Annotated in this window: 20 protein-coding genes; 7 read left to right on the top strand and 13 right to left on the bottom strand. The window is 53.9% G+C overall.

What is annotated here, in order from left to right; translation table 11 throughout:
- Positions 1–119: 119 nt before the first annotated feature.
- Complete coding sequence (locus tag AABA21_RS18505; RefSeq protein ID WP_338252760.1) at positions 120–1,772, bottom strand: putative manganese-dependent inorganic diphosphatase; 1,653 nt, start codon at positions 1,770–1,772, stop codon at positions 120–122.
- A 225-nt stretch (positions 1,773–1,997) separates the two neighbouring features.
- Positions 1,998–3,716: a M28 family peptidase gene (locus AABA21_RS18500; RefSeq protein WP_338252758.1), complete on the bottom strand. Its 1,719-nt coding sequence runs from the start codon at positions 3,714–3,716 to the stop codon at positions 1,998–2,000.
- A 214-nt stretch (positions 3,717–3,930) separates the two neighbouring features.
- On the opposite strand from AABA21_RS18500, the gene AABA21_RS18495 reads away from it, so the two are divergent.
- The gene (locus tag AABA21_RS18495; protein ID WP_338252756.1) at positions 3,931–5,466 is read left to right on the top strand and encodes a WD40 domain-containing protein; all 1,536 of its coding nucleotides are present in this window, start codon (positions 3,931–3,933) and stop codon (positions 5,464–5,466) included.
- Positions 5,467–5,532: 66 nt separating this feature from the next.
- On the opposite strand, the gene AABA21_RS18490 is transcribed toward AABA21_RS18495, so the two are convergent.
- Positions 5,533–6,624: a polyprenyl synthetase family protein gene (locus AABA21_RS18490; RefSeq protein WP_338252754.1), complete on the bottom strand. Its 1,092-nt coding sequence runs from the start codon at positions 6,622–6,624 to the stop codon at positions 5,533–5,535.
- A gap of 119 nt (positions 6,625–6,743) precedes the next feature.
- Positions 6,744–7,238: a hypothetical protein gene (locus AABA21_RS18485; RefSeq protein WP_338252751.1), complete on the bottom strand. Its 495-nt coding sequence runs from the start codon at positions 7,236–7,238 to the stop codon at positions 6,744–6,746.
- A 295-nt stretch (positions 7,239–7,533) separates the two neighbouring features.
- On the opposite strand from AABA21_RS18485, the gene folP reads away from it, so the two are divergent.
- The gene (folP, locus tag AABA21_RS18480) at positions 7,534–8,412 is read left to right on the top strand and encodes a dihydropteroate synthase (protein ID WP_338252748.1); all 879 of its coding nucleotides are present in this window, start codon (positions 7,534–7,536) and stop codon (positions 8,410–8,412) included.
- Between the two features lie 15 nt (positions 8,413–8,427).
- Positions 8,428–9,846, top strand: coding sequence for a bifunctional folylpolyglutamate synthase/dihydrofolate synthase (locus AABA21_RS18475; RefSeq protein WP_338252746.1), 1,419 nt, complete (start codon positions 8,428–8,430; stop codon positions 9,844–9,846).
- Between the two features lie 64 nt (positions 9,847–9,910).
- Here the strand turns inward: AABA21_RS18475 and AABA21_RS18470 are convergent, their stop codons facing one another.
- Positions 9,911–11,509: an asparagine synthase-related protein gene (locus AABA21_RS18470; RefSeq protein WP_338252743.1), complete on the bottom strand. Its 1,599-nt coding sequence runs from the start codon at positions 11,507–11,509 to the stop codon at positions 9,911–9,913.
- A 15-nt stretch (positions 11,510–11,524) separates the two neighbouring features.
- Positions 11,525–11,746: a hypothetical protein gene (locus AABA21_RS18465; RefSeq protein ID WP_338252741.1), complete on the bottom strand. Its 222-nt coding sequence runs from the start codon at positions 11,744–11,746 to the stop codon at positions 11,525–11,527.
- 724 nt (positions 11,747–12,470) lie between these two features.
- Between AABA21_RS18465 and AABA21_RS18460 the strand changes: the two genes are divergently transcribed.
- Positions 12,471–13,547 carry a C39 family peptidase gene (locus tag AABA21_RS18460; RefSeq protein WP_338252739.1) on the top strand — a complete coding sequence of 359 codons (1,077 nt, stop codon included), beginning with the start codon at positions 12,471–12,473 and terminating at the stop codon, positions 13,545–13,547.
- Between the two features lie 79 nt (positions 13,548–13,626).
- Here the strand turns inward: AABA21_RS18460 and AABA21_RS18455 are convergent, their stop codons facing one another.
- From AABA21_RS18455 to AABA21_RS18445, 3 genes are all read right to left on the bottom strand, one after another.
- Complete coding sequence (locus AABA21_RS18455; protein ID WP_338252737.1) at positions 13,627–14,469, bottom strand: PIG-L deacetylase family protein; 843 nt, start codon at positions 14,467–14,469, stop codon at positions 13,627–13,629.
- 25 nt (positions 14,470–14,494) lie between these two features.
- Complete coding sequence (locus AABA21_RS18450; protein WP_338252735.1) at positions 14,495–15,280, bottom strand: lipoyl protein ligase domain-containing protein; 786 nt, start codon at positions 15,278–15,280, stop codon at positions 14,495–14,497.
- An 89-nt stretch (positions 15,281–15,369) separates the two neighbouring features.
- Positions 15,370–15,849 (bottom strand): MerR family transcriptional regulator, encoded by a 480-nt coding sequence (locus tag AABA21_RS18445; RefSeq protein WP_338252733.1) that lies wholly within the window; start codon positions 15,847–15,849, stop codon positions 15,370–15,372.
- Positions 15,850–16,274: 425 nt separating this feature from the next.
- Between AABA21_RS18445 and AABA21_RS18440 the strand changes: the two genes are divergently transcribed.
- From AABA21_RS18440 to efp, 3 genes are all read left to right on the top strand, one after another.
- A complete protein-coding gene (locus AABA21_RS18440; RefSeq protein ID WP_338252731.1) occupies positions 16,275–17,072 on the top strand; it encodes a hypothetical protein in 798 nt (265 codons plus the stop codon).
- 183 nt (positions 17,073–17,255) lie between these two features.
- A complete protein-coding gene (locus AABA21_RS18435; RefSeq protein ID WP_338252729.1) occupies positions 17,256–18,308 on the top strand; it encodes a THUMP domain-containing class I SAM-dependent methyltransferase in 1,053 nt (350 codons plus the stop codon).
- A gap of 111 nt (positions 18,309–18,419) precedes the next feature.
- Complete coding sequence (gene efp / locus AABA21_RS18430) at positions 18,420–18,986, top strand: elongation factor P (protein WP_338252727.1); 567 nt, start codon at positions 18,420–18,422, stop codon at positions 18,984–18,986.
- 83 nt (positions 18,987–19,069) lie between these two features.
- On the opposite strand, the gene AABA21_RS18425 is transcribed toward efp, so the two are convergent.
- From AABA21_RS18425 to rpsU, 4 genes are all read right to left on the bottom strand, one after another.
- Positions 19,070–19,300: a hypothetical protein gene (locus tag AABA21_RS18425; RefSeq protein WP_338252725.1), complete on the bottom strand. Its 231-nt coding sequence runs from the start codon at positions 19,298–19,300 to the stop codon at positions 19,070–19,072.
- 79 nt (positions 19,301–19,379) lie between these two features.
- Positions 19,380–19,808 (bottom strand): diacylglycerol kinase family protein, encoded by a 429-nt coding sequence (locus AABA21_RS18420; RefSeq protein WP_338252723.1) that lies wholly within the window; start codon positions 19,806–19,808, stop codon positions 19,380–19,382.
- On the bottom strand, positions 19,805–20,377 hold the full coding sequence (gene ybeY / locus AABA21_RS18415; RefSeq protein ID WP_338252721.1) for an rRNA maturation RNase YbeY: 573 nt from the start codon (positions 20,375–20,377) through the stop codon (positions 19,805–19,807). The genes AABA21_RS18420 and ybeY overlap by 4 nt, the downstream gene beginning before the upstream one ends.
- Before the next feature lie 196 nt (positions 20,378–20,573).
- Positions 20,574–20,756: a 30S ribosomal protein S21 gene (gene rpsU / locus AABA21_RS18410; RefSeq protein ID WP_126594919.1), complete on the bottom strand. Its 183-nt coding sequence runs from the start codon at positions 20,754–20,756 to the stop codon at positions 20,574–20,576.
- Positions 20,757–20,881: the final 125 nt, after the last annotated feature.

The following is a 20,881-nucleotide window of genomic DNA, read 5'->3' as shown; positions in this document are numbered from 1 at the left end:
TGCGGAGCAATTGTTAAAAATTTGCAATAGTTACTTCTACCTAACAAGGAGTATCCAAGTCGTATCATAGTGTAACATAGCGAATGTCACATGGCAAGAGCACAAGCTTTACAAGCTAATTACCGCACGTTAGCCGTTTCAGTGAGTAAGGCTTCAATGCGGGTGAGCTGTGGCACAACCTGTTTTTTACGCGATACCAGACCCTCAACGATAATAGAGCTGCCATCGGACTCCAGAGGCCGATTGAAGGCCTCTGCCACCGCCTCCTCGCCGCCGCAGATCAACAGGTGACAACGCATATTGATGATATCGACGATCATAAAGAGGAATGAAACGTAGCCGCGCTCCTGCGCGATATGTTTCATGGTCTCCTTCAGCTCATCCATGCGCGATTCAATGCTGGATGGACTGGCGGTTTCGACCGTGCCAACGGCGAATTTGTGGTCGCGCACGGTGAATTCTTTGAAGTCAGAGGTGATCAGGGCCTCGGTCGGTTTCTCGGCCAGATCCTGTGCGGCAGCGGCGAAGATCGCCTGCCCATACTCTTCAATATCTTCACCCGCGATAGCGGCCAGTTCGGCGGCGACACGCTCGTCGCGCACGGTGCAGGTGGGGGAGCGCAGGATCAGGGTATCATAGAGCAGGCCGGCCAATAACAGGCCCGCCACATCTTTGGGAATCTCAACATCGGCCTCATGATAGAGACCCGTGATGATGGTGCCCGTACAGCCAACCGGCTCGGCACGGAAGAGAATTGGCTTGCTTGTATGCACGTCAGCGATGCGGTGGTGGTCGATGATGCCCAACAATTCAGCTTCTTCGATGCCATCGACCGCCTGAGACTGCTCATTGTGGTCGACCAGGTAGACACGTTTCGGACGGGCCTTAATCAAATCTGTGCGCGAGATATAGCCGACCAGTTTCCCCTGATTGTCCACCACAGGCATGGAGCGCAGACGTGCCAGCGTCGGCTGCACATCGCTCATATGATCATCGGGGTGGCAAAACGTAAACTCACGGTTCATAATCTCTTGCGTTTTAATGCTCAGGTTGATCAGGCGAATCGCCGTAAACGTATGGTGGGCGGTACTGATCACCATTACCCCATGCTGACGGGCGGCTGCCAGGGTGCGTTCAGAGACCAGCAGGTCGCCGGTAACCACCAGCGCGGCCGCGCCAGCCTCGATGGCCATGAGTTGAGCATCTTCACGGTCGCCAATGATGATCAGGCAACCGGGCTCGATATAATCGACCATCGTCTCGGCTTCCATCGCTCCAACCAGGACGCGGTTGCCCAGCTCACGGCGCCCTTCAACCAGGATGCGGCCCTTCAACACACGCACCAGGTTGTCGCGAATCAACGGGATGCGATTGAGGGATAGGGGATCCAGATCATTAAAGAATAATTTGGCCAGATCATCATGCGCGATCATGCCTTTAACATAATTATCCTTATCGACGACCGGCATCGATCCTCGATTGTGTTCCTGTAGTAATTGTCCAGCTTCAAACACCGGTTGATCGACATATACAGAAATAATGCCGCGGCGCATAACGTCACGTACCTGTAGATAAACGTCTTCCAGTGCTTCAGGTGGTTCCACATGAAAGCGATCGAGGACAAAGCGGATCTCTGGCTTCAGGTCCCCGTGACGTGCTGGAATGGCCTGGTCCTCCCCCTGTGCGCGCAATAGATGCGCATATGCATAGGCAGAGGCGACAGAATCCATATCGGAATTTTTATGTCCCATTACATAAATTGGTTTTGTCATATAGTAGATCTCCGGCTTAGGGTCAAGTTGTTGCCTTATTTCTTCAGGTCTTTTTTGCGTGACTATCTAGTCAACCTACGTCTATTATGAATAGCGCCGTCAAGCTTTACTGTGTACTTTATCCATACCTCTCAATCTTGTTGCCTGCGTTTGCGCAAGATGACGCTACCAATGATACCAGGAATAAGTAAAAACACCAATGCAATGAGCAAGAAGAGGAAGGGCTCAGGTATCATAGACTCTTTTTTTCTGAGATGGCAAGGGGGCAGTTGTTGCCTGCTGTAATTGCTCCTTTTCTTTGCCCATTGGCCCTGATGCCAGGGCCGTGGTCCACAGCGCTTGTGGCGCCAGTTGTACCGTGTCAGAGAGCGTTCCATCGGGCTCTGGTAGTTTTACGATCTTGTTTGTGGGAGGAATGCCCGTTGAATAAAAACGATCATACTGGTTGGGATACGTTGGATTATGCGCGCCTATCGTAAGCTCTTTGCTTATGCGCTGTACAGCTGTTTTCGTGGTTGCTGTTAGCGTGAGCGTGTACGTACCATCGCTGGCATAGGTGTGGTGAACGCTTGTGCCGCTGGCGTTTTGCCCATCACCAAAGTCCCAGTGATATATTGGAGCATCCTCTGCTTTGAGCGACTGCGCCGCCTGAGCTGTAAAGGTCACGTTGTTCCCAGTCTGCAGCCTGGCGATATCGCCCATGGTTATTAAGGGATGTCCGCTGCTGGCGGACTCTCCCAGCATGGATGGTTGCTGGAGCATCCAGGTGGTCAGCATGGCCGGGAGCGCCAGGGCCAGCGTCAGGGCGGCGGACCTGATCGAGTTGCCTGAGGCAAAGGTATTCATGAGCTGGATGGTGTCCGTGGGCTGGTCAAACGGGTATGATGCCCGCGGCGCGCTGTAATCATAATAGGTTGAGTTGCCCACAAAGGTGGCGCATGGAATACCAGCCTCGGTGAAGGGAACCTGGTCGCTGGAACCTATCTTATCGTCCTCCTGCTTTACATTGTTCAGCTGATCGGGGGTAAAGACTGGCTGCTCCACATCATGCCCGTTCTTGTCATGATAGCTTAGCGTCTGGACGCCCAGCTGGCGTATCTGCTGAAAAACAGCTGGAACCGCAGTGGCCATCAAATCTCTGAATTGCTTGATCTGTGCGCTGCGCGGGCCGCTGACGGGTGAGAGCTCAACATAGAAAGGCATCAATGCATTTTGTAGCTGCCCGAGGTAGCGGAGAGGATAGGCGATGCCATTCTGTTCCTCATTAAACATGGCCACGATATTATTCAGGTCCCCGTTTACCGTTGCGTTGACGTAGTGATAGGAGCCGTAGAGACCCTGCTCTTCGGTATCGAACAGGACAAAGCGCAAAGTGCGCTGTGGCGCGACATGCTGTTGCTGCCAGTAGTTTCCCAGGGCTCTGGCGATGCCCAGCTCTATCGCGCAGCCACTGGCATCGTCGTTGGCGGATTGGGTGGATGTGGCCATGCCGTCGTAGTGGCAGCCAATCACGATGATCTGTTCTGGATGCAGGGAGCCTGGTACCGTCACCTCAACATTGGTGCCCGGCGCCGTGGTGGGTCGCGAGCGCCATCCGCGCACGGAGAAATCATCGCGATAGCTGGTGGTGCCAAAGCCCTGAAGATCGCGCACTATCTCCTGTGACCAGTAATTGGCAAACTCATCGTGTCCGTTTACTTTGACCGGCAGCTGCTTATCATAGCCGGATTCACGGTGTTGAAAACTGGTGGCCATGGTATAGAGCTGGTTGTAGATATAATCCGGCTCTACTACTGGCATCGTCTTACTTCCTGCTGGTTGCTGGACGAAATGTGCCTGGTTTGTTGTCGTGCTATACGCATACGTTGGCGTACTGTTGGCTATCAAGGCGCTACCGAGGAAAAGTATTGCGCAGATAAACACCCGTTGAACCCGGTTGCTCATGCCCTCTCTCCTGATGAAATACATTTGCAAATGTGTATATTTATCATACCACAGAAGCCGCTCAGTATTGCCGCGCGTTTGCTTCACTTTTTCTATGGTTGGGTTATTTCATATCTACTTGCATTTCTACTAGCCTTTTTTACTTATAAGGGTGAAAAATGCAAACCTGCCATGATACACTCTATTTTAGAGAAAGATGGATTGGGGTATATAGATGCAAAAATCTGAGATCCTCATAGAAGAAGATACTTTTGGAGCAGTACGTCCTGTAATTGTGGCGATGGATGTACCTGTCTCCATGCTGCTCCCTAAACTGGTGGTTGTTTTACAATTACCATTATATGACCTGTTCGGGAAGCCGCTTGTCTATACCTTGCGTCATGCCTCCAGTGGCCGTGTTCTGGCACCTGAGAAGACCCTGACCGCTTCCGGTATCCTGCCTGGCATGCGCTTGATGTTAGATTCATCAAGGACAGGCGGTATACAGGTGCCGATTGCCCCAATCGCTTCGCCTGTGGCGGGGAAGCCGCAGTTTGATCCTGCGTTGCACTCATCTGAAACCCTGGTCGATGATACCATCTTGCCGGCCCTTGGCCGCAGCCAGCCCGCTTCTGGACCAGATACCGAAGGCATCAAAAAGCCTGGTAGGGTATCCAGGCGTGTGTTTCTCGCCGCCGTTGGGACCGCGTGTGGTGTGGGTGGTGCCGGGGCGGGTTACGCGGCATATCGTGGCTGGGTGAAGATACCATTTCTTCAGAATCTCATTACTGCTCATACCACTCCCATGACAACGCATGTCACCCCACGTACACCCCCAAAACCTCCGGTGGCTCATACCACAACGCTGAAGGCACGTCTGACCTTTACCAGGCATCAGCAGATCGTGCGCAACGTCAGCTGGGCTCCTGCGCAGAATCTGCTGGCCAGCTGCTCGGATGACACCCACGTTTTCATCTGGGACATGCAGGGCAATGTGCAGCGCGATATTGCGCATCCTGCCGCCGTCAAGGCTCTGGCGTGGTCCCCCGATAGCACACGCCTGGTAACGGGAGCCAACACACAGGTGGCGTTCTGGGATATCACGACTGGCAAGCGCCTGGCCCGTTCAACCCATAGGCATACGAAGATGGTCAATGGATTGTCATGGGCGACCCAGAATGGGATGCGCGTGGTTTCAGTGGGTGACGATAAACGAGCAGTTGTCTGGGATGGCAATCAGTACAATGCACTCCAGACCTATCAGGGGCATACCGTTCCCATTGAGGTTGTCTCGTGGAGCGCAGACGGCAAGACGGTAGCTACTGCTTCGCAAGGGGGCGCCGTGCGCATCTGGAACGCAACCCAGGCACAGGACATTCATGGCTATTATTTTGATGCCGCGAAGTCGATGCGCGCGCTGGCCTTCGCGCCTGACGGCGTCCAGCTGGCTGTGGGCGGGGATGATGGGATCGTGCGCATCTGGCGCGATGCGTTGATGTGCGCCAATAATGGGCAGATCTGCCGTGATGCTCCGCAGCGCCTGCAGCTATCGAAGTTCCCTATCCGAGCCGTTTCCTGGTCGCCTGATGCGCGTCTGCTGGCGGTTGGCACCAATGATGGCACACTTTTATTGTTCCAGGTGAACCAGGGGATGAAGCAGATCTTTCAGCAGAAGCTGGCGAATACTGTGCATAGTATCACCTGGGCGCCGACCAGCAAACAGATAGCTACGGCCACTGGCAACCAGGTCATACTATGGGATGTCGTATAGACTTCCGGGAGGATAGTCTGCTTGCTCGCTCTGAAATCATATACGACATCATTTATGTTCAGGTGATTAATGCGCGGCGGCTTCGATAAATTGTACCATGGTGCGCATATCGCCGAGCGCGCGAGTAGAGACTGTGCTATTGACATGGGGGACCGCGTTCAACGCCTCATAGGCGGCATCACAATGCTGCTGCAGGAAGCTCTGGCAGTAGGCCCGCGTCTGCGTGCGCTCGAAAATCGCCAGCACCTGCTCTACCTGCTCTGCTTTGATCTCCGCTTCCTGTTGATAGATATCCTGCAGCGTCCGCAGGTCCTGTGGATTGGCGTGTTCCAGGGCGTGGAGAATCGGCAGGCTCTTCTTGCGGCGATAGACATCACCGGCTCGTGTTTTTCCTGATTCCGCCGCCGACGCCCATACGCCCAGCAGATCGTCGCGTACCTGGAATGCTACCCCGATTGCCTGTCCAAAGGTGGCCAGGCGCTCGATTGTGTCCGCGTCGCGTGTTCCAATCATCGCTCCCATCTCAGCTGAGCAGCGCATCAGGGCGGCGGTTTTGCGACCGATCATATCGATATACATCGAGACAGAAATATCCAGGCGCCGTTCGAAGCTAATGTCCAGGTATTGTCCTTCCGCGATCTCCAGGACTGTGCGGTCCAGGACGGCGCCCAGGCGGGCCGCGATATCACCTTCTACACCATTTTCTAGCACGCCCCACAGCGCGAAGCGCGCCAGACCAAACATGCCGTCACCGGTATTGATGGCCTGGGGAACTCCCCACAGCGTCCACATGGTGGGGCGATGGCGGCGTTCGGTATCGCCATCTTCGATATCATCGTGAATGAGCGTAAAGTTATGGGTGAGTTCAACCGACACCGCGGCGGGTAGCGCGCGCTGTAGATAGCCAGCATCGCTTGTCTCCCTGCCATCGGTCAATCCCCAGGCTCCGGCAGCCTCATATGCCAGTAAGAGCAAGGTTGGACGCAAGAGCTTGCCTGGATTGCTATTGGTAGGGTTCAACTGGCTATCTACCCAGCCCAGATGGTAGCGCATCTGCCCATAATAAGCGTCCAGGGCAGACACCCCTGACCCCGATGTGACCCTATCCAGCGTTGCCCGCAGCAAGGTGTCAATCGAATGCTGATGCCTGAGCAACATAGATTGTAAAGTTGTCGATAAGACCATGAATATGACGATACGAGATGGTATAGCGCCTATCCGCTATGCGCCCTCGTCCCCTTTCTCTCCTCTGATGAATCTGCAATGAGAATGTATATTTACGGGTGTAAATAGAAGAACACCGCTGCGGCTATGGTCCCGATTACTACCAGGCCACGGGTTACACCCCGAATGCCGCCAACGCGTCGGAGCGGTGAACACATGTCGCAGTAACGGTTGATGTATTGATAGCGATGGCCGCGCAACCCTTCGCGTGAGATAATGACATCTTCATCTTTGCTCTGGGTATGCAGGTCGTCGCAGATGTAGCGACCACAGCCCCGGCAGTTGGACTGGTCCACATAGTGGGTGGTTTTCGACAAGGACCATTGATCCGGATACACCTGGGTGCCGCAGACATAGCAGACCTGGGTCTGCGATAGCTTCATCTGCTTTTCGGCGCAGGGAGAGTGCTGCTGTTTCGGGAAGTGCTCCTGACAGAAGCACATATGGCAATCGGGACAGCGCCCGAGCGCCTCTTCACTGCATTCATGGCAACGACGAGCCGCGTTCACGCTGCGCTGATACTGGTTGGCCTCATTGCTTTTTGGCATGCTTTTCTTCTTCCATATCGCTATTGCGCGACCACATGCTGCTGTGATCGATATCTGTACAATAAGATGTTTCAAAGTGTGCTTATAGGTAAGTATAGCATTGATTATCTGTGTGGTATAACGAATCAGGTTGCGAACTCGTTGTCGAACGGCCTGAAAGACCTATTGCTGTCCTTTGTTGACCATCGGTAATCCTCTCTTATCACTATGTAATCGTATACAGACAGGCGTTGATAGAGTCTTGCCCTTCTATGAGCAGACAGCGTAAGATGTTGAGTAAAAGGATGGTTCACTGATGTCTTTATTCGTGGGGGCTTCTTTCCCTCCAACACAATGGGCTCACCATACTATCGTCTGGGGTCAGCAGACCTATGTGATGGGTATTATCAATGCAACCCCGGACTCTTTTTCTGGTGATGGCCTGCAGACGGGTGATGGCTGGATCGAGCGCGCGGTCGCCAGGGCGGAGCACTTTGTCGCGGAAGGCGCGCGCTTTATCGATGTCGGCGGCGAGTCGACGCGTCCCAACGCCGCTACCGTGACCGCGGAGCAGGAGATCGAGCGCGTGGTCCCGCTGATCCGGGCGCTACGTGCCGGCCTGCCCGCGGACGTGATTATTTCAATCGATACCTACAAATCCGAGGTGGCCGCGAATGCATTGGAGGCGGGCGCCAGCCTGATTAACGACATCTGGGGACTCAAGCACGATCCGGCTATGGCCGAGGTTGCCCATGCTTATGGCGTTCCGGTGGTGCTGATGGCCAATATGCGTGGCTACCATAAGCACGATATCGTCAGCGACGTGACGCGCTTTTTATCCGCCGCCATTGAACGCGCTCTGGTGGCTGGTATTGCCTGGGAGCACATCATTATCGACCCGGGCATCGGCTTCGGCGTTACTCCCGATGAGAATCTGACCCTGTTGCGGCGCCTGGGCGAGTTACGCCTCTTAGGGAGACCGCTCTTGCTGGGGACATCACGAAAATCCACCATCGGGAAGGTGCTGGGCGGCCTGCCTCCCGAAGAACGCCTGGAGGGAACCGCCGCGACGGTCGCCCTGGGCATCGCGCAGGGGGCCGATATCGTGCGCGTACACGATGTACGCGAGATGATGCGAGTGGTAAAGATGAGCGACGCCATTGTTCGCGGCACCTTTCCGCATTCGGAGGCATAAAAGGGAGCAATAATTGTGAATTATAAAGAGGCACTGGCCTATATCTATAGCTTTACGGATTATGAACGCAGCGGCAAATATACCAGAGATCGCAACGAGAATATTTTGCGCGAGGTTGAGCTATTAAAGCAGTTAGACAATCCCCATCTGCAATACAGTAACACGCTGATCGCGGGCACCAAGGGGAAAGGATCGACGGCGGCCTACATCGAGCGCGTCTTGCGCGAGGCAGGGCTGCGCACAGGACTCTATACGCAGCCGGACCTGCATACCTTTCGTGAGCGCTCGCAGACCAACGGTCATTTAATCGGCGAACAGGAACTGGCGGACCTGGTACCCGAGATCAAGGCCGCCGTTGAGAAGGTGCAGGCCAGCCAGCAGTATGGTCCCTTCATCACCTACGAGATCGGCACAGCCCTTGCCCTGCTGTATTTCGCGCGTCAGCATGTCCAGCACGCCGTGGTGGAGGTGGGACTGGGAGGGCGCCTGGACGCCACCAATGTAACGCAGCCCCTGGTCTCGGTGATTACCTCGATCAGCTATGACCATATGAGCATCCTGGGCGATACCCTGACAAAAATCGCCACTGAGAAGGCCGGCATCATCAAACCCAATGGATTGGTGGTGACCTCCGCGCAGTCACCTGAAGCACTGGTGGCGATCACCTCTATCGCCCGGCAGCGTAATGCGCGCATGGTCCGGGTTGGCGCTATGGGAGAAGATCCCGCCCAGGCCGAGGTGGCAACTGGACAGGTGCCCCCACTGGATTACCGCTACCAGATTCTTGAGCAGCGCGAGGACGGGCAGCGCTTCTCGATTCAGACGCCCACCGGCGATTATAGCGATCTGGAGACGCCATTGCTCGGGGAGCACCAGGTAGAAAACGCGACGGTCGCGGTCGCCACGCTAGAAGAGCTGCGCAAGAAAGGGATTGCATGGGATGAGCGGGCGCTGCGCAGCGGATTGTCCGCTGTCCACTGGCCGGCGCGTATGCAGATCGTTGGGCGCGAGCCGACCATTGTGGTGGACGGGGCGCACAATGCCGACTCCATGAACAAGCTGCTGCACTCTCTGCGCGCCACCTTCGATCCCCACCGTTTGTTGATCGTACTAGGAGTGAATAAAGATAAAGACATCGCGCACATGCTTCAGGAACTGGCTGATGTGGACTCCATCATCCTGACCCATGCCGACAACCCGCGCGCCATGCGACCAGAGGAATTGCAGACGTTATTGCAGCAATACGCGCCTCAGGTCCAGGTCCACCTGGCCGAGACCTGTCAGCAGGCGTTGGACCTGGCCACAGACCTGGCGGACGCGTCTGACCTGATCTGCGCCACCGGCTCGTTGTACCTGGCCGGTGAAGCCCTGCGCTGGGCGGCCGACCATGGTGATGTCCAGGCGGCATCTGAAATCGAAGGCGTAGATCATTGATGATGCGGAGATACGGCGCGTGAGTAGGCTGGATGCGCCGTATCTCCGCATCATTGTGTGTTGTTCAGGCCAGTTCTTCGATGCCAAAGATCTGGCAGAATAGTTGTGTGGTAAAGATAAAGACCAGTGCCCGGCTGGCAACGACCTCTTTGAGCGCGCGCTGCTGCAGGTCCCGTACCAGCTCCGGGTTGAATATGTTCCGCTGCCGAATGGCGGACGGAGCAAGGGTAAGGTCAAACAGCTCATCGCCAGGCTCCATATAGAGAGCGAGGGACGTGATCGGGATGGTCAGGGGCTGCTCGTTGGGAGAACGGGAGGCTTCTGGCATATAGCGCTGCAGCAGGCTATCCAGCGTGTTCTTAAGCGCGGGATCGTTGTTGAGCAGGGGAGAACTGGCGATCATAGATGTCATGACGTGGGCATTGAGATAGGGTGAGCGGATCGCCATGCGCTCCTGGGTGGCGAGCTGGTAGAAAGGATACACCAGTTCATTCGCCAGCCGCAGATGCAGGTCTAAATAATACAGCCCATGGCGTCTATCAGGATATTGTTGGGCGCGTCGCTGCAGCTTGCGCGCGTGCAGCGTATCCTCCCAGGCTTCAACCGTGGGCAGCATCTGTCTGACGTCGGACGACCACAGCTGCCCGGCGCGTATTGGCTGATGTGAATGTTGTTGGCGATAGCTGGCCAGCGGATCGTTGGCTGAATCATCAACAAGCTGGCCGGTGGTCGCTCCCAGCAGGGTTTGCGCACCCAGGCCACTGATGGCGACGCGCGCCCCGGTCTCTACCGCGCTTGTATGCAATAGCTGGTGGATCGCCAGAGGGCGGCTGTCGCAGCATGGCGCTTCCAGTCCCAAAATCGCTGCCTGCCAGAACTCGGGCTGATCTACCGCGGTGATCGCCAGTAGCGGCAGATCAAGCGTATCCGCGACGGCCTGTACCTCTTTCCAGCCCTTTGTCGTCTGCCTCTTGCTGGCGCTCAGCGTTGTGCTGGCAAATTTCTGTTCCTTTTGTCTCGCGCTCAGGGCCGCGGCCAGCGATGAAGCCTGGCTCCCGCTGAGCAAGGCTACCACCTGTTCATGTGGGGGGAGTTGATCGTGGCTGGCCTGATTGAGCAAGGCGTCCAGTTGTTCCAGTGTGTCAGCGGACGGCTGTGTGGTCTCCAGCGCGAAATCGCTGGCAGGATTGACGACCGTTTTGGTGTGTTGCCAGCGCAAAATCGAACCAGCAGGAACCACCTGAATATCTTTAAAGGCGGTCCAGGGGGCCGGGATCGAGCCATAGCGCCAGAGTGCGTCCAGGGCCGCCATATGCAGACGCCTGGGGGCTCCCACCGCGAAGAGGGCCTTCATCTCACTGGCGAAGATCAGATTGCCTTCGGCCGGCCAGTTCTCGATATAAAAAAGTGGATGGATGCCCGAGAGTGGACGCCGATAGACGAGCGTGCGCCGATCGGGCACCCAGTCCAGCACCGGCGGCTCCTTTGGCTGCTGCTGCGCGTAAGCCGTATCAGCGAAAGCGATCAAGCCCGCGCCGGGATAGATAGAATGGGCCGGCGTCCCACCATGGTTCGCCAGGACTTCGCCCATCGCCGAGAGCGTCTGCTCAATGACCTCCCGTGGTACCTGTTCGCCAGTTAGCCAGCCTGCGAGTACGGGCATAGCGATAGCCTTTCTTTAGCGCGTATTCGTCAATGGCACATCTGAGCGGCGTATCCATTTCTTGTTGAAGAACACGTAGGTATCATCACGATCGAAGTACTCATTGGTCAGATCGCACTCGGTCCATTCGCCCTGCTCCCCCTCATCAGCCAGCTTTTTTAGCACCGCCTGAATGACATCGGCTCCTTCGGTACGGTCTACATTGGGAAACTGCTCGTCATCTACATCACCTTCCAATTCGACAGGCTCCTTATTTACGGTTCCGCGCAAGATATAGTACACGTACATGGTTATCCCTCATTTCTCTCATCAGCAAATGCACTGGACTGTTATTCTTCGATACGGTTTATGAGTGTCGCTCGTTTGTCTATCCACGAGCAAACGCACTGCGACCATCATATCATGATCTTCCGGTACTGTTAAGTCTGTCTGGCTGTGTTCTGGGCCCACTTCTTATAGCACTATTCTATAGTACCATAGTTCTCTGATGCCGCATTGTTTTGCCTGCTAAATCTTGCGGAGATATTAATGTTTTTTAATGTAGATTGCCGCATTTTGCTGCAAATATGATAGCAAGCACGCGTTTTGTATGTTATAATAAAAGAGCTTTACATAGATAAAGCCGGGAGTGAAGCGGCTCCGGGCCTCTTGTTGAGGTTAGTAGAGACCTCTCATTATATATGTTGAAGGTAAAGCAAATGTCATATAGAGTAGCTTGAATAGATGCATTGAAATTGGTGGATGTAATATTTATTCGGTAGTATGTTCACTAGCTTCAAAGTATCATATTGTGCTATGTGCTCTTATATAAAAGCCTATCTGAGATGTTTCTGGAGCGCGGCCAGTTGTGCCTATACATCCTGGCGTTTATTGCTGCCTGACGCTTTCAGCCGCTGATGTCAAGCCGGATGTATGGCATATCTTTCAATTGTAGAACATTACGTTATCAGGGGAGTTATTAATGATTATTGTCCTGCTCATGCTGTTGGCTATTGCTCTTACGCTAGTAGTTGCAGGATTATTCCTCTCGCCGCGAGCCAATGCCGCTGAACAGAAACAAGCGGGTTCCTCATATGCTTCTCGGGAAGCAGCGCGGGCACGAATGAATCGCCGCGGGGCCGATAGTCAGATATATGGGATCGATACCGGCATGCGCAAGCTGCAGCCCGCACGGACCCAGCGTGTCGCACGTCTACAGCAGCCGCGCGTGCAGACGAATTACGCGGCCTATGAAATAGTTGAATCTATTTCTCCTGTAGCTGGTGGCTGGACGCAGATTTTAGCTTTATTGAATGTCAAACAACTGATCCAGCCTCGGCGAGGTGAAGCAACCCCTTGGTTAGGTATCTGCTTAATTCTGATCGCGCTTTTCGGCGCTGGTATGATCGCGCTGCAACCGCTCTTGTCCGCACCATCCAGCACTATCCCCTCGCTCTGGAACACTATCACTTCTGACATGCCGGAGCCGGCCCCCAAACCCATTTCCAAACCCGCCAGCAATCCCTCGCAGCCGACATTTGTGGGTGTTGTAGGAGCTTCCAAAGCGCTGATCCGGCTTAACCAGATGTCGGTTGATCAGTATCAGTCCCAGAACGAGTTTGATACGTGGGCTGCGTCCGCCTGTTCGGCCGCATCGATGACCGAAGTGATCAACTCCTACAGTGGGCACCACTTCCGCGTTACCGATATCTTAAAGGTCGAGGCCAATCTTCACCAGATCACGCCCGATCTCGGATTGCTGCAGCCCAGCGGTATCGATGCCACGGTTGACCGCTTTGGTTTCCAGGCAACCCACCTGAACAATCCGTCCCTTGACGAAGTCATCAAGATCGCCAACCAGGGACGTCCAGTGATCGTCAGTTTTCCGCCCTCAGCGATTGTCCCCGGTGGACATATTCTGGTTATACGTGGTGGTAATGGTGATCAGGTGTACCTGGCTGATTCCTCCATCCTCAATCAAACCTCGATGTCGCGTGCGAAATTCTTATCTCTCTGGCGCGGCTTCGCCGTAGTGGTGACTCCAAAGAATAGCAAGTAATTCCACCTAATAAAAGGGAGTGGCATTGAAGTCCTGCAGGACTTCAATGCCACTCCCTTTTATTAGGTGGAATTCTATTTTACTCTTCGCTGCCTGCTGGCACAACGGTATCTTCTTTGGGTGCGGGTGGGATATGCAGCTTCATGCGGCGGAAGGATTCCGCATAGCGCATCTCCAATCCTTTTTTCTCTTTTGCGTCCTTCGCAACCGAGGCGGCACGCTCACGCATGCGCTCAGCCATGCGATCGTTATCATCGGGATTAAACTGGGATTTGTGGCACATCAGGCCCTGGCCCTTTTTATCGATGCTCTCGGTGACATCAACATAGGTATTGGTCTGGGTGCTACCGAAGAAATAGACTTCATGTACGCGATAGGGCTGGAGTTCTTCCGCCAGCAGCTCACGGAACGAGCGAGGATTGCCCGCGAACGGGAAAATGGAATCCACCACGATGTTGCCGGTCGCCCGGTGATCGGGATGATTGAGGTACCCGGTCGCATCTGGCTTCTCATCTGGATCAGGAGCCATGATATGAGACGTTGGATCATGGGTGAAGATAACGCGTGGACGATATTTGCGGATCAATTTGACCACAGCGCGGCGCGTATCTTCGCTATTGACCAGATGGCCATCACGATTGCGCAGGAACTCAACCGCTTTAATGCCGTAGACCTCAGCGGCTGCTCGCTGTTCTTGTTCGCGTAGTAGCATCAACTCTTCATCGCTCTGGCTGGGAATTTCGCTACCCTCTGTACCGTCGGTCATGACAACCCAGACAACCTTTTTGCCCTGGCTGGCCCACAACGCACAGGTCGCTGCCGTACCAAAGTCATTATCATCTGGATGTGCTCCAATTACCATCGCCTCGTAATCGGGTTCAGTCAACATTTCGACTGCGCCCTGAGCAGTTCGATCTCCCATGGTATAAAAAAACCTTTCATTGCATTTAAAAAGAGGATAATGGATCAATCACCAGGCGTTGCCGCTCATCGTTTATGAGGACACGCTCAAAGGTATTGATCACCTCGTCACATGTAATAACACTTTCCAGCAGGGTATCTAATCCCACAGCCCTTTCAAGCAGACCTTTTTGTAGGAGTTGCTGTTCTGCCGGCGTGTGGCCTAATAAATATGCCAGCAACTGACTATCCCATTGCAGGAGCAGACCCGCCTGGAGCAGACTGCCGCACCTCCTGCGAATCATGTCGAAGCCAACCACTTTGCGCTGGCCCACCACTACCTCGTAGGGAGAAAGGGAGCCATAGCAGGCGCGGTTCATCAACATTTCATATTCCCTGGTCTCCGGTTGCCGGCGCAGCGCGCGCTGCGCATGGGCCTCCTCTGGTGTAACCATGCGCGTCTGAACCCCCAGCTGGGCCAGCGTGGTTACCCATGATTCGCCGAACCAGCGATATGATTCAACCAGGTCGGGTAAATGGAGGGGATGATCGACCGGCAGCACCACATCCAGGCTGAGCAAGCCTGGTCCCACCAGTACAGCGGTTCCCCCGGCGCGCCGGTGATAGATAGGAAACGATCCAGCCGCCAGGGCAGCTGGATTGAGGATGTTTTCCTTTTGAGAAAATCCGAGTACCAATCCGGTGGGCTGGGCCAGCGACCAGTAAATGGTGGCAGGATCACCAGGTTGAACATTGCTCAAAAGTTGCTCACTAAGCTCAATGTGTTGCTGCTGATCGGCAATCGTTAGCGGATAGATGAGCCAGTTACTCATAAATGCGTTTATACTTTTCTCTGTTGATTTCTGAAAATTTGCTTTTTATTGTATCACGCTGGTGCTCTGGTGTCACATGAAACCGCGCGCTAAGAGTCCTCCTCTTGTAGCGCCTGCCGCTTGCGTGCATGCTTTTCCAGGCGTTCGAATAGCTGCTGCTGCATATTTTTGAGCCCATTCATTTTCTGCTCAATCAGCACCAATTGCTCGCGAATGATCTCATCAGAGCGATCCAGGTGCAGTAGCTTTTGCTGGGTATCCGCGCCCTGGCGAAATGCTGTCCTTTCCTGCTCGCGTTCGTCTTCGGCCTGCAGGAACTTACGAATCTCACCCAATGAAAAGCCCATCAGTTCACGCAACGACTTGATATACATGATGCGCTGTAAATCTTCTTCGGTATAGCGCCGATAATTACCTTCGGTACGCTCAGCCTGGGGGAGCAGCCCCATCTCTTCATAATAGCGCAGCGTGCGCTTCGTCAGCCGGGCATGCGTTGCTACCTGATCGATTGAATAATAGTTCTGTGTTGTTGTGTTTGGATCTGGCTCGTCATCATCTGGATGTGTCATTGCGGTTGACCCTCTTTTACATATTCGCTGTCGGGTTCTGATAGACATGCCTTGCCTCTGGTGAAGCGAGCACCTACGCGTAACTCATTGTATCAGATTTCATGGAATGGAACCGGCACTCGAAAAGACCTGGAATAACCTTCATTATGCCGCTAACTGGTAACAGCTTATTATCTCATATCATTAACGTTCACGTCAATGTTAATGCGGCATTTTGTGCGGGAAAATAAGCCTAAAATTGCGAGATGTATGGTAAAATGATGAGTGTGGCAATGCCCTGATTTTTCTTAAAGAGGGGATGGAGGTAAGTGAGTTGAGGGGTGGAAATATGTGCAGGACAGGCATATGCCTGAAGGTATTGCATAGCGCAGGTCGAAATAGTCAAACCAGAGCCATGGTTGTTTTTTGAGGCAAGGATAATTGAGATGCACGATACATTATCTTCTCTGGTTGAGAGAGCTATTGCCGGGCACCATCGCCCGCTTGAGTTTTATTTGCGTGAGCATAGCCGTCTTCCTGGTTCCAGGCCTAACTTTGAACTGGCTAATGATTTTGCGTATCTATTAGCCGCGGCCAGTGCGAAACAGCGCGACAATGTTCTTTCCCTCATATATACATTTGCTAGCCACGATGGGATACTTGCCGCTGACGATGTGCAATCCGAGTTTATCATCCTTTGCGGTGTAATCGCAGCTGGAGCCTGCGCCGCCACTCAGAGCGAATGGCGTGAGCAGGTAGCTGGCATGCTCTGCCACTATGCCTGTAGCCCTTCGGGGCCTATCAGAGAGGCCGTCGCGACAGCTTTTCAACATCTCTTAAGCGCTGATGCCTCGATGACCATGTCATATCTCTCCCAATTAGCGACCAGTGATAGCTTTTTGCAGCAGAGGGCTGCGATCGCCTCTATCTCCGAGTCGCGTCTGCTCTATGGCACCGAACTTGCCGAAGGCGCCTTGCAACTACAACGTACGGTGCTTGAGCATATCTTGCAGGTACCTGTGTCAGAGCGCAAATGCGAAGATTTTCGCATCTTGCGCCGTACATTGGGCTATACCTTGAGCGTTGTCGCGGCTGCCCTGCCCGCCAAATGTTTTGCCTTTATGCGCGAGTGCGCTGTATGGAATGATAGCGACATAAACTGGATCCTGCGCGAAAATCTCAAAAAGAAGCGTCTGGCGAAATATTCTCAGGAAATTGCCGTCGTGACTGAATTGCTCACGTAGCGACCCTTACCTGTCCGTGGGGAAAGCGCGATCAGCCAGAGCATGACATGCCTCGCGTGGGCGGCAGGGATTGCGAGATCAGGAGGTCTATGGTATTATGACACGCTGATAGATAACAGCAGAAAACCCCAACTCCTACCTGGACGCGCTGAACGCGGCATGGTGGGAAGAAAATTAGGATACATGTCAGATCTTTTCTATGCAATGACTATGCCCGGGCTGGAAACGCTGGCGTTTAGCGAGATTCGCGCCACCCTACCCGAGTCTGCACTGGTGAAATTTATGCGCGGCATCGCGCTCTTTCAGACCCCGGAACTCCCTGAGAACCTGCTGGACCTGCGTACGACTGAGGACGTTTTTGTGGCGCTGGCCCATATCAAGGGGTTGCGGCGCGGACCCGATGCGTTACGTGTCTTACATAGCGCCACCCTCAATGCCGACCTTACTAATGCGATAGCGAGCTGGCGCCGTGGACATCACGGGGCGCATCCCAGGACATGGCGCGTTGTCAGCCAGATGGTCGGCTCCTACGATTTCCGTCGCGTCGACGCGGGCCAGGCGGTAATCGATGCGTTACGCAAAAGCATGCCGCGTGGTATGCGCCTGGTTGAAGATGACGCGGACCTGGAGGTCTGGCTCTGGTTAGGGGGCGGCGATGTTCTGATCGGGGTGCGACTCAGTGATGCTACGATGCGCCATCGAGCCTACAAACGCCAGCACCTGCCCGCTTCCCTGCGACCTACCGTCGCGGCCTCTATGGGATGGCTCTCTCAACCCACTCCTGATGATATCGTTCTGGATCCCCTCTGTGGCGCTGGCACAATCCTCATCGAGCGAGCCCTGCTGAGCCCGGTAATGCGAGAACTGGGTGGCGACATCCGCGAACAGGCGGTTAGCATGGCACGGCGCAACGCCCGCGCGGCTGAGGTCAACGTGAGCTTGAAGACCTGGGATGCGCGCGCGCTTCCCCTGGAAGCCTCCGCTGTGACGCGTATCATCACCAATCTCCCTTTTGGCAAGCAGATCGGTACGCGTGAAGATAACGAAGCGTTGTATACTGCATTAATACGTGAGTTCGATCGCGTGCTCGCTCCAGGCGGTTTGATGGTTTCGCTAACCAGTGACGACCGCCTGTGGGATCGCATCATCCAGGAGCATGGGTGGAAGACACAGAAAAAAGTTGTCTTTGTGGTGCTTGGTCAACCGGCCAGCATCTTTGTGTCGGAGCGGGCATAATTTTCGTATGCAAGTTAGCGTCGGTTATTCCCTTTTATTTGCGAGTGGATGCCGTCGCATCATGCGTTGCAGGAACAAATAATATCAGAATAAAGAGAGGAGACTACTCCCTTGGCTAATGCAACTACTGCCGATTTTCGTAACGGCATGGTTATTCGCTATAACAATGATCTCTGGACAATTACTGAATTCCATCATGTCAGTCCAGGAAACTGGCGTGCGTTTGTTCGCACGCGCTTAAAAAATCTCAAAAACGGTCGTGTGATTGAGCAGCGTTTTCGTGCCGGTGAAGATGTTGATGAGGTACGTGTCGAGCATCAAAACTGGCAATTTCTCTATATCGATGGAGATGATTATGTCTTCATGAACACCGAAACCTTTGATCAGCAGCCGATTCCAAAGGAGATGCTGGGTGACGCCATCAAATTCCTGAAAGAGCAAGATGTGGTTGAGATGCTGGTCGATGGAGAAAACATCATCGCCGTGCAGCTGCCGAATTTTCTGGAACTGGCCGTTGAGAGCGCCGAGCCCGGTGTACGTGGTGATACGGCCAACAATGTTACCAAGCCCGCCACCCTGGAGACCGGAGCGGTGGTCAACGTACCCTTGTTCGTCAATCCTGGCGACCGCATTCGTATTGATACCCGCACCGGCCAATACGTTGAGCGCGTCAAATAAAGATCACTCATGTGAAGAGGGCGTTGCGGCGGATGGACGTGTCCACCCGCCGCAACGCCCTCTTCACATGAAAACTTTGTTTTTTAGTGTTTATGCACAATCAGATCTCGCACATAGGCAAAGATGCCTGGAAAAAAGAGGATTAACACCATCAGTACCACAAAGCCCAGTACGGTCGGGATGGTTTCCACGGTGATCTGTCTCCGTTTCTCAGTGGGCGCCCTCATAATGCGCATGGCAATGATGAGCACAAAGAAGATAATAACCACCACCCAGAGTATAGTGGCGATCAGAGGGTTGGCAAGAAAGGACATAGATACAAAAACATCTTTCTATGTTTGTTGACCGACTTCATCATCTTGTGACCGGGATGGAACAGAGATAGGGTGCTCGCTAGCGCGTAAGGAAGAGCAGAGCCCATAGATGAGGCCCATAGATGAAGAGGGCAATGATGATTGATAGAATGGCGTTCACCAATACGGCTCCGGCCGCCACATCCTTGGCAATTTTCGCCAGGGGATGATAGTTGGGTGAGGCCAGATCGATGCAGAGCTCTATCGCCGTATTGATCATTTCCGCGATAAAGACCCCGCTAATGGCGATAAAGACCAGGGCGAATTCGATGGACGAAATATGGAGAAGCACACCCAGCAGAATCGCCAGCACCGCCATAGTCAGGTGCACGCGTATATTGCGCTGCGTGCGAATAGCATACCAGAGTCCTTGGAAGGCAAAGCCGAAACCTGCGATAAACTTGCTTAGCTCATTGCGAGAGGTATGCTTATGCAGCGGAGGCCTGGGGGCTTGTTCCGGCTGTTTCATGACCGATACGCCTTTTGCCCCAGTTTTTGCAGTACCGCCTGTTGAATCGCCACCATGGCCTGGTAGCCAGACTCTGTATGGTCATCATAGCCGATCAGGTGCAGTACACCATGAGAAAGCAGGTAGACGAACTCGGTGGTCTCCTCATGACCGGCCTCCCGCGCCTGGCGTTGCACTGTGGGCCAGGAGATGACGATGTCGCCAAGGTTGGTGGCCATACCCGGTGGTGTGACAAATGCCGGGGTGGATGCCCGCTCCTCACCGTCTCCGCTATCCTGGGGTGTCCATAATTGTTCAGCTGGTGCCTGAACGATGGGTTGCTCTAAAAGTGGAAATGACAGCACATCCGTTGCTTTGTCCTGTTCACGATACTGCCTGTTCATCTCCTGAATGCCAGCATCATCTGTAATGAGCAAGGTGAGCATGACGGATTGTGTAATGGCGGCCGCCTGCAATGTAGAGTTGACTACCTCATCCAGGTCGATGGCGGAGACAACCTGTTCTGCCTGTGCGGCCTGTGCTTCATCACTGAGATTAAGGTATAACTCGATGGCTGGATGTTCTTGCATGAAAAAATCCTCAAAAATAGGAATGCGCTTGTATTTGAGGGTGTGGAAGATGCTCTGCTTGAGTAGAAAGAGAAGCTTAGTATGTTTACCCGAGGCACGTTTTTGAGAGGCATCATAGAGAGCCAGGACAGCATCTTGAATGCCTCTCAGACAAAAACGTACTGCCTTACTTTACGCGTAATCCGGGGCACCCAGTTTAACCTCTGCGTGCGGCCTTACGCTGTCGGGCAGCTTCTTTTCTTTTGCGTTTAATGCTCGGTTTTTCATAGTGCTCGCGGCGGCGTGCTTCAGCGAGGATACCATCCTGCTGAATTTTGCGGTTGAAGCGCTTCAGCGCCGTCTCAAACATCTCGTTGCTACCGATTTTAACTTCCGTCACCAGATCCCCCCCTCTCACGGCCTGGTTTAAAGTAGGATGAATTGCATTTACATGCTATAACTACTTCGTGGACCTGCGCCAAAATTATAGTGTAGGTACTTCCTTGTGTCAAGGTGTGATGGTTC

The organism is Dictyobacter halimunensis (genome assembly GCF_036245075.1).
The sequence above is the reverse complement of the archived record's forward strand: the minus strand, read 5'-3'. Positions and strand labels throughout refer to the sequence as shown.